Below are 8,739 nucleotides of genomic sequence, written 5' to 3'. Positions count from 1 at the left end.
ACTAAATCAGTAAGTTGGCACCATTACCCAAATAATGCATACATCCGAGTTGCTCAAACACATTTATGACATAAATTTGTCATATTTATTGCTTGCACAGCGTCTAATCGTTCAGGACAAGGCTTCCGCGATGTTTCGCCTTGGTATCAGCGAAGAGATGGCGGACACATTGGGAACCTTAACCCTTCCTCAAATGGTCAAATTGGCGGAAACAAACCAACTGGTCTGCCATTTCCGTTTCGACGATCATCAAACAGTTACTCGCCTGACGCAAGACTCTCGTGTCGACGATCTTCAGCAAATTCACACAGGTATCATGCTTTCAACGCGTCTGTTAAGCGACATCAATGATGCGGCGCGTAAGAAAAGGGCGTGATGATGAGCGAAAAAAGCATCGTTCAGGAAGCACGTGATATCCAGTTAGCCATGGAATTAATCACACTGGGCGCCCGTTTGCAAATGCTGGAAAGCGAAACGCAACTCAGCCGTGGCCGCCTTATCAAGCTGTATAAAGAATTACGCGGTAGCCCTCCGCCGAAAGGGATGCTTCCTTTTTCTACCGATTGGTTTATGACGTGGGAGCAAAATATCCATGCTTCTATGTTCTGCAACGCATGGCAATTTTTGCTCAAAACGGGCCTGTGTAGCGGTGTCGATGCCGTCATTAAAGCGTATCGCCTGTATCTTGAGCAATGCCCACAGCCAGCTGAAGGGCCGTTGTTGGCGTTAACCCGCGCATGGACACTGGTCCGTTTTGTTGACAGCGGGTTGCTGGAACTGTCTACCTGCAACTGCTGCGGCGGTAATTTTATTACTCACGCGCACCAACCCGTGGGCAGCTTTGCCTGCAGTTTATGCCAGCCGCCATCACGTGCCGTAAAAAGACGTAAACTTTCCCAGAATGCTGCCGATATTATTCCACAACTGCTGGATGAACAGATCGAACAAGCTGTTTAACTGATACGGTGTGGATAGACACTCCAGCAGCGGTAAGCCATTACCGCTGCTTTTTTTTGTCCCGACCTTTTAGTTAACTGCCCGACTGCGCATCCTGTCATAGTCAATTGCGAAAGGATGATATCGTGCTGATCTTAATAGGTTACCTGGTTGTTATTGGTACAGTTTTCGGCGGCTATATGATGACCGGCGGACACCTTGGGGCACTCTATCAACCGGCTGAGCTGGTGATCATTGGTGGCGCGGGTATCGGGGCATTCATTGTCGGTAATAACGGCAAAGCCATTAAGGGGACGATGAAAGCGATTCCGTTGCTCTTTCGTCGCTCAAAATACACCAAAGCCATGTATATGGATCTGCTGGCGCTGTTGTATCGCCTGATGGCCAAGTCGCGCCAGCAGGGTATGTTCTCGCTTGAGCGCGACATCGAAAACCCCAAAGAAAGTGAAATTTTTGCCAGCTACCCGCGCATTATCGCGGATGCCGTAATGCTTGATTTTATCGTCGATTATTTGCGTCTGATTATCAGCGGCAATATGAATACGTTTGAAATTGAAGCGTTGATGGACGAAGAAATTGAAACGCATGAAAGTGAGTCGGAAGTCCCAGCTAACAGCCTGGCGATGGTCGGGGACTCATTACCGGCTTTCGGTATCGTCGCGGCGGTGATGGGGGTAGTACATGCGCTGGCCTCGGCCGACCGTCCGGCGGCTGAACTGGGGGCGCTTATCGCACATGCTATGGTGGGGACCTTCCTCGGGATTTTACTGGCCTATGGTTTTATTTCACCGCTCGCCAGCGTGTTGCGTCAGAAAAGTGCCGAAACGACCAAAATGATGCAGTGCGTGAAGATCACGCTGCTGTCCAACCTGAACGGCTACGCTCCACCGATTGCCGTCGAATTTGGTCGTAAGACACTGTATTCCAGCGAACGTCCGTCGTTTATCGAACTGGAAGAACATGTTCGTGCGGTGAGAAATCCAACGGCACAGCAAACGACTGAGGAAGCATGAAAAATCAGGCCCATCCCATTATCGTCGTCAAGCGACGAAAACATAAAGGTCACGGTGGTGGGGCGCATGGTTCATGGAAAATTGCCTACGCTGACTTTATGACTGCGATGATGGCGTTCTTTCTGGTGATGTGGCTCATTTCCATCTCCAGTCCGAAAGAACTGATCCAGATTGCCGAATACTTCCGTACGCCTCTGGCCACCGCGGTAACCGGTGGAAATCGTATTTCAAACAGCCAAAGCCCGATACCTGGTGGGGGGGATGATTACACCCAACAGCAAGGGGAAGTGAACCGGCAGCCGAATATTGATGAGCTGAGAAAGCGCATGGAACAAAGCCGCCTGAGCAAATTACGTGGCGACCTGGACCAGCTTATTGAGTCCGATCCGAAGCTACGCGCGCTGCGCCCGCATTTGAAAATCGACCTGGTGCAGGAAGGGTTGCGTATTCAGATTATCGATAGTCAGAACCGCCCGATGTTTAAGACCGGCAGTGCCGAGGTTGAACCTTACATGCGCGATATCCTGCGGGCGATTGCGCCGGTTTTGAATGGTATCCCCAACCGCGTTAGTTTGTCCGGTCATACGGATGATTTTCCATACGCCAACGGTGAGAAAGGCTACAGCAACTGGGAACTGTCTGCTGATCGCGCAAACGCCTCACGCCGTGAACTGGTCAGTGGTGGTCTGGACACGGGGAAAGTATTACGGGTGGTAGGTATGGCCGCCACGATGCGTCTGAGCGATCGCGGTCCTGAGGACGCCATCAACCGCCGTATAAGTCTGCTGGTGCTGAATAAGCAGGCGGAAGAGGCCATTTTGCATGAAAACGCTGAAAGCCAGAATGAGCCGGTAAGTGTCTTACAACCGCCAGCGGTCGTTCCGCCGGCAAGCGTTCCCACATCGCCACCAGCCAATCCGAGGTGATAGCGTGAGCATGGATATTAGCGATTTTTATCAGACCTTTTTTGATGAAGCTGACGAACTGTTGGCTGACATGGAGCAGCACCTGCTTGATTTGGTCCCTGAATCTCCGGATTCCGAACAACTGAATGCCATTTTTCGTGCGGCGCACTCGATTAAAGGCGGGGCGGGCACCTTCGGCTTTACTATTTTGCAGGAAACGACCCATTTAATGGAGAACCTGCTGGATGAAGCGCGGCGTGGCGAGATGCAGCTCAATGCCGACATTATCAACCTGTTTTTGGAAACAAAAGATATTATGCAAGAACAGCTCGACGCCTATAAAAGCTCAGAAGAGCCGGATGCCGCCAGCTTTGAGTATATTTGTCATGCGCTACGACAGTTAGCGCTCGAAGCAAAAGGTGAAACCGCACCCGCGGTCGTCAACACTGCAAAATTGAGTGTTGTTGACGGCACGGCGATACAGGAAGAGACGATGGCGCAGGAAACTGTTGCTGCTGAAGAGGTTAAAAAACGGATCGTTCTGTCACGTCTGAAAGCTGGAGAAGTGGATTTACTGGAAGAAGAGTTGGGGAACCTGGCGACCTTAACGGATGTGGTCAAAAGCAGCGATACGCTGTCGGCTACGATTGACGGTGACCTCGCGGAAGATGACATCATCGCGGTACTTTGTTTTGTTATCGAAGCCGACCAGATTGAGTTTACTCCCGTTGTGGCTGCCCCCGTTGAGTCGGTGACCGTGATGGACGAACCGCTGCCGGTTGCCGTTGTTCCGGTGGTTAAAGCCGCCGTCAGCGAACCGCCGCAGGGGCGCGTTGAGCGTGAAAAACCCGCGCGCGCCAGCGAATCTACCAGCATCCGCGTGGCGGTTGAGAAGGTCGATCAGTTGATTAACCTGGTTGGCGAACTGGTGATCACGCAGTCGATGCTGGCCCAGCGTTCGAATGAACTGGATCCGGTAAACCATGGCGATCTCATCACCAGTATGGGTCAGTTACAACGTAACGCCCGTGATTTGCAAGAATCGGTGATGTCGATTCGTATGATGCCAATGGAGTATGTCTTCAGCCGCTTCCCGCGTCTGGTTCGTGACCTGGCGGGCAAGTTGGGCAAACAGGTTGAGCTGACGCAAATTGGTAGCTCCACCGAACTCGATAAGAGCCTGATTGAACGCATTATCGATCCGCTGACCCACCTGGTGCGTAACAGCCTGGACCACGGTATCGAATTGCCGGAAAAACGCCTTGAATCCGGGAAAAATCCAGTCGGTAACCTGACGCTGTCTGCTGAACACCAGGGCGGGAACATCTGCATCGAAGTCACCGATGATGGCGCGGGCCTCAACCGTGAGCGCATCCTGGCCAAAGCCATCTCACAGGGCATGCCGATCCATGAAAACATGAGCGATGACGAAGTCGGCATGCTGATTTTCGCGCCGGGATTCTCGACCGCCGAGCAGGTGACGGATGTCTCTGGTCGCGGTGTCGGGATGGATGTGGTGAAGCGTAACATTCAGGAAATGGGCGGGCATGTTGAGATCCAGTCGAAGCAGGGCCAGGGCACAACCATCCGAATTTTGCTGCCGCTGACGCTGGCGATTCTGGACGGCATGTCCGTGCGCGTGGCAGATGAGGTGTTTATTCTGCCACTGAATGCGGTGATGGAATCGCTGCAACCCCGTGAAGAAGATCTGCACCCGCTGGCCGGGGGAGAACGCGTGCTTGAAGTGCGTGGTGAATATTTGCCGCTGGTTGAATTGTGGAAAGTCTTCGAGGTTGACGGCGCAAAAACCGAAGCAACTCAGGGCATCGTGGTGATTTTACAAAGTGCGGGACGTCGCTATGCGCTGCTGGTCGATCAGCTTATTGGCCAACACCAGGTGGTGGTGAAAAACCTGGAAAGCAATTACCGCAAAGTGCCAGGCATTTCTGCCGCAACAATCCTTGGCGACGGTAGCGTCGCGCTGATTGTCGATGTCTCTGCATTGCAGGGGTTAAACCGCGAACAACGTGTGGCGATCACCGCCGCCTGATTGATTGAGAAAGGGAATAATATGACCGGTATGAGTAATGTAACTAAACTGGCCGGCGAACCGTCAGGTCAGGAATTCCTCGTGTTTACGCTAGGGGATGAAGAGTACGGTATCGATATTCTGAAAGTGCAGGAAATTCGTGGTTATGATCAGGTCACGCGTATCGCCAATACACCGTCTTTTATTAAGGGGGTGACCAACCTGCGCGGTGTGATTGTGCCTATCGTTGACCTGCGCGTGAAGTTCAGCCAGAGCGACGTTGACTATAACGAGAACACCGTGGTGATTGTGCTGAATCTGGGTCAACGCGTGGTGGGGATCGTGGTGGATGGTGTGTCGGATGTGTTGTCGCTGACGACCGATCAGATTCGCCCGGCACCAGAATTTGCGGTTACGCTGTCAACGGAATACCTGACGGGGCTGGGCGCACTGGGCGATCGGATGCTGATTTTGGTTAATATTGAGAAGTTGCTGAACAGCGATGAAATGGCATTGCTGGATATTGCTGCAAGTCACGTCGCCTAACCGTCTCCGGCCTACAACGAACGTCGTTGTAGGCCGGATATGCATATCGCCATCCGGCTCCCTCAACCGTTACGCTTCCTGCTCAACCAGTTCAGGTTCTTCTTCCAGTAACCCTTCATTCCGCGCAAGCATTGCGGTGGCAATCCCGTTGCCTAACACGTTAATCGCCGAGCGCCCCATATCGAGGAAGTGGTCGATACCCATCAGTAACAGAATGCCTGCAACCGGAATATTAAAACTGGGAATTGTTGCCGCCAGCACCACCAGCGCCGAACGCGGCACGCCGGCAATCCCTTTTGAGGCTAACATCAGCGTTAGCATCAGCACGGTGATTTCGGCGAAAGAAAGGTGAATATTATAGGCCTGCGCAATGAACATTGATGCAAAGGAGCAGTACACCATTGAGCCGACCAGGTTAAACGAGTAGCCGATCGGCAGCACGAATGACACGATGTTGCGTGAGCAGCCAAATTTCGTCAGTTGCTCGAGCGTTTTGGGATACGCGGCTTCAGAGCTACTGGTGGTGAAGGCCACCAGCACTGGATCTTTCAGCATGCTGACCAGACGAAATACCTCTTTTTTCAACACCACGTAGCCGACCGCGAGCAGCACCAGGCAGGTCAGCACAATCGCCAGGTAATAGCCGCCGATGAATGAGGCATAGTTGAGCAGAATTCCCAGTCCCTGGGTGGCGATGACGGAGGAGATAGCGGCAAAAATTGCCAGCGGAGCCACGTACATTACATACCCGGTTACCTTCAACATAATGTGGGAAACCACATCCAGTGCGGCAACCAGCGGCGCGTTAAATTTCTCACCGAGTGAGGCCCCGCCAATACCGAAGAACATCGAGAACACCACGATTTGCAGGATCTCATTATTGGCCATGGCTTCGGCAATGCTGGTCGGGATCGTGTGAGTGAGAAAACCTTTCAGGCTCATGCCGCTAACGGCGAGGCCTGTATCGGTAGCTTCCAGTGGAATGGCCAGGTTCAGCCCGCTCCCCGGTTGTTCAAGGGAGACGACAAAAAGGCCCACCAAAATAGACAGCACGGAGGAACTGATAAACCAGAGCATGGCTTTGCCCCCAACGCGACCAATGGTGGATGTCTCTCCCAGTCGCATAATGCCGACGGTTAGCGTACTGAAGACTAACGGCGCAATGACCATTTTAATGAGCCGCAAGAAAATGTCGGTGAGCAGCGTAATATTATCAGCCCAGGCGGTTACTACGCCCGGTGAGGCCCAGGAGTGGATCACCGCGCCTGACAGGATGCCCGCCAGCATAAAGACCACGATGAACAACGTGAGTTTGTTTGCATTTGCCACTAAAAATCCCTCTGTGATGATGTAATAGTTATTCCCCTGCTACACATTTTTTGTACTTATTAAGTGGTAGCAAAACATTCATCATATAAATCAAAGTCAGGATCGGTACAACTTTTTTTAATTTTTTATCCATTTTGTTGTGGTGTTTGAGCATCTGCGTTTTCACGCCTCTTTTTCCTGCAGGATTTCCTTTTTGCAAACGTAAAGTTATTCGGGCGGGTGCCGATAATGTTGATAACTCGTTTTCAGGAAGGTGCCTTATGTTTAACCGTATCCGCGTTGTCACAATGCTGATGATGGTGCTGGGGGTTTTCGCACTGCTACAGCTTGTTTCCGGTGGTCTGTTGTTTTCCTCATTGCAGCAGAATCAGCAAAGTTTTGTTATTTCTAACGATTTACGTCAACAGCAAAGTGAACTCACCTCAACATGGGACTTAATGCTGCAAACGCGCATTAACCTGAGCCGATCCTCTGCGCGAATGATGATGGATGCTTCTAACCAACAGAGCAGTGTGAAGAACGATCTGTTGAAGAATGCGAAAGGTACGTTGGCGCAGGCAGAAACGCATTACGCAAAATTCAAAAGCATCACGCCATTACAAGAGATGGCAGAAGCCAGCGGTAACGTTGATGAGAAATATCAGCAGTATCACGCAGCATTAACGGAGCTGGTGCAGTTTCTGGAAACCGGCAACATGGATGGTTTTTTTGCTCAGCCGACCCAGGGTATGCAAAACGCACTGGGTGAGGCGCTCGTGAAATATGCTGGCGTCAGTGAAAAACTCTATCTGCAGGCGTTTGATGAAAGCGCGCAGGATTACCAGTTTGCCCAATGGCAGCTCGGCGTTCTGGCCGTAGTGCTGGTGCTGATCCTGATGGTGGTGTGGTACGGCATCCGTCATACCTTGCTTAACCCCCTGGCCCGCGTTATTGCCCATATCCGCGAAATAGCCAACGGCAACTTAACCACGTCATTAACCGTTAGCGGGCGCAATGAAATTGGTGAGTTGGCCAGCACGGTTGATCATATGCAGCGATCGCTTATTGAAACGGTGACCCTGGTGCGGGAAGGTTCCGATGCGATCTATTCCGGCACCAGCGAAATTGCCAGCGGTAATACCGACCTTTCGTCGCGCACCGAGCAGCAGGCTTCTGCGTTGGAAGAGACGGCGGCCAGCATGGAACAACTAACGGCGACGGTGAAGCAAAATGCGGACAACGCCCGTCAGGCTTCGCAACTGGCGAAAAGCGCTTCCGATACCGCACAGCATGGCGGCAAGGTAGTCGATGGCGTGGTAAACACCATGCACGAAATCGCGGATAGCTCGAAGAAAATTGCTGACATCATCAGCGTAATCGACGGCATTGCCTTCCAGACCAATATTCTTGCGCTGAACGCGGCGGTTGAGGCCGCACGCGCCGGTGAACAGGGCCGTGGTTTCGCCGTGGTGGCGGGAGAAGTGCGTAATCTGGCAAGCCGCAGCGCGCAGGCGGCGAAAGAGATCAAAGCCCTGATCGAAGACTCCGTTTCTCGGGTCGATACCGGCTCGGTATTGGTAGAGAGTGCCGGGGAAACCATGAATGACATCGTCAATGCGGTAACCCGTGTCACCGACATCATGGGAGAAATCGCCTCAGCGTCTGACGAACAAAGCCGTGGTATCGACCAGGTTGCGCTCGCCGTATCCGAGATGGATCGTGTGACGCAGCAGAACGCCTCACTGGTGCAGGAGTCGGCTGCTGCTGCTGCTGCACTCGAAGAACAGGCCAGCCGTCTGACCCAGTCGGTATCGGCTTTCCGCCTGGCTGCACGCCCACTGTCGGCTAAATCTCGCGATGTACGGCCATCTTCAACAGCGGCCCCTGCGTCATATCCGCGCCAGCAAAGTACTGAACCCGACAGCAATTGGGAAACATTTTAACCGGGAGCTAACACCGGATAGTAAGTCGAGCAGGCAGA

General features: G+C 52.5%; 8 protein-coding genes. 7 read left to right on the top strand and 1 reads right to left on the bottom strand.

Features of this window, described 5'->3' with window-relative positions; all coding sequences use genetic code 11:
• The first annotated feature begins 34 nt into the window (after nt 1–34).
• The 6 genes from flhD (at nt 35) to cheW (ending at nt 5,450) form a co-directional block, all read left to right on the top strand.
• Nucleotides 35–376 carry a flagellar transcriptional regulator FlhD gene (gene flhD, locus FDX01_RS05640; protein WP_137399382.1) on the top strand — a complete coding sequence of 114 codons (342 nt, stop codon included), beginning with the start codon at nt 35–37 and terminating at the stop codon, nt 374–376.
• A gap of 2 nt (nt 377–378) precedes the next feature.
• Entirely contained in the window at nt 379–957 is a 579-nt protein-coding gene (gene flhC, locus FDX01_RS05635) for a flagellar transcriptional regulator FlhC (RefSeq protein WP_161959006.1), read from the top strand.
• 125 nt (nt 958–1,082) lie between these two features.
• Entirely contained in the window at nt 1,083–1,970 is an 888-nt protein-coding gene (gene motA, locus FDX01_RS05630; protein ID WP_096757462.1) for a flagellar motor stator protein MotA, read from the top strand.
• Nucleotides 1,967–2,896: a flagellar motor protein MotB gene (gene motB, locus FDX01_RS05625; RefSeq protein ID WP_115258793.1), complete on the top strand. Its 930-nt coding sequence runs from the start codon at nt 1,967–1,969 to the stop codon at nt 2,894–2,896. The genes motA and motB overlap by 4 nt, the downstream gene beginning before the upstream one ends.
• Nucleotides 2,897–2,900: 4 nt before the next feature.
• A complete protein-coding gene (gene cheA, locus FDX01_RS05620) occupies nt 2,901–4,925 on the top strand; it encodes a chemotaxis protein CheA (protein WP_117341921.1) in 2,025 nt (674 codons plus the stop codon).
• 21 nt (nt 4,926–4,946) lie between these two features.
• Nucleotides 4,947–5,450 (top strand): chemotaxis protein CheW, encoded by a 504-nt coding sequence (gene cheW / locus FDX01_RS05615; protein WP_115258791.1) that lies wholly within the window; start codon nt 4,947–4,949, stop codon nt 5,448–5,450.
• A gap of 69 nt (nt 5,451–5,519) precedes the next feature.
• Here cheW and FDX01_RS05610 read toward each other — a convergent pair whose 3' ends face one another.
• Nucleotides 5,520–6,779 carry a dicarboxylate/amino acid:cation symporter gene (locus tag FDX01_RS05610; protein WP_115258790.1) on the bottom strand — a complete coding sequence of 420 codons (1,260 nt, stop codon included), beginning with the start codon at nt 6,777–6,779 and terminating at the stop codon, nt 5,520–5,522.
• 260 nt (nt 6,780–7,039) lie between these two features.
• Between FDX01_RS05610 and tar the strand changes: the two genes are divergently transcribed.
• A complete protein-coding gene (tar, locus tag FDX01_RS05605) occupies nt 7,040–8,701 on the top strand; it encodes a methyl-accepting chemotaxis protein II (protein WP_137399381.1) in 1,662 nt (553 codons plus the stop codon).
• Nucleotides 8,702–8,739: the final 38 nt, after the last annotated feature.

The sequence above is a fragment of the Citrobacter sp. wls613 genome (assembly GCF_005281195.1).
Taxonomy (GTDB): Bacteria; Pseudomonadota; Gammaproteobacteria; order Enterobacterales; family Enterobacteriaceae; genus Citrobacter; species Citrobacter gillenii.
The sequence above is the reverse complement of the archived record's forward strand: the minus strand, read 5'-3'. Positions and strand labels throughout refer to the sequence as shown.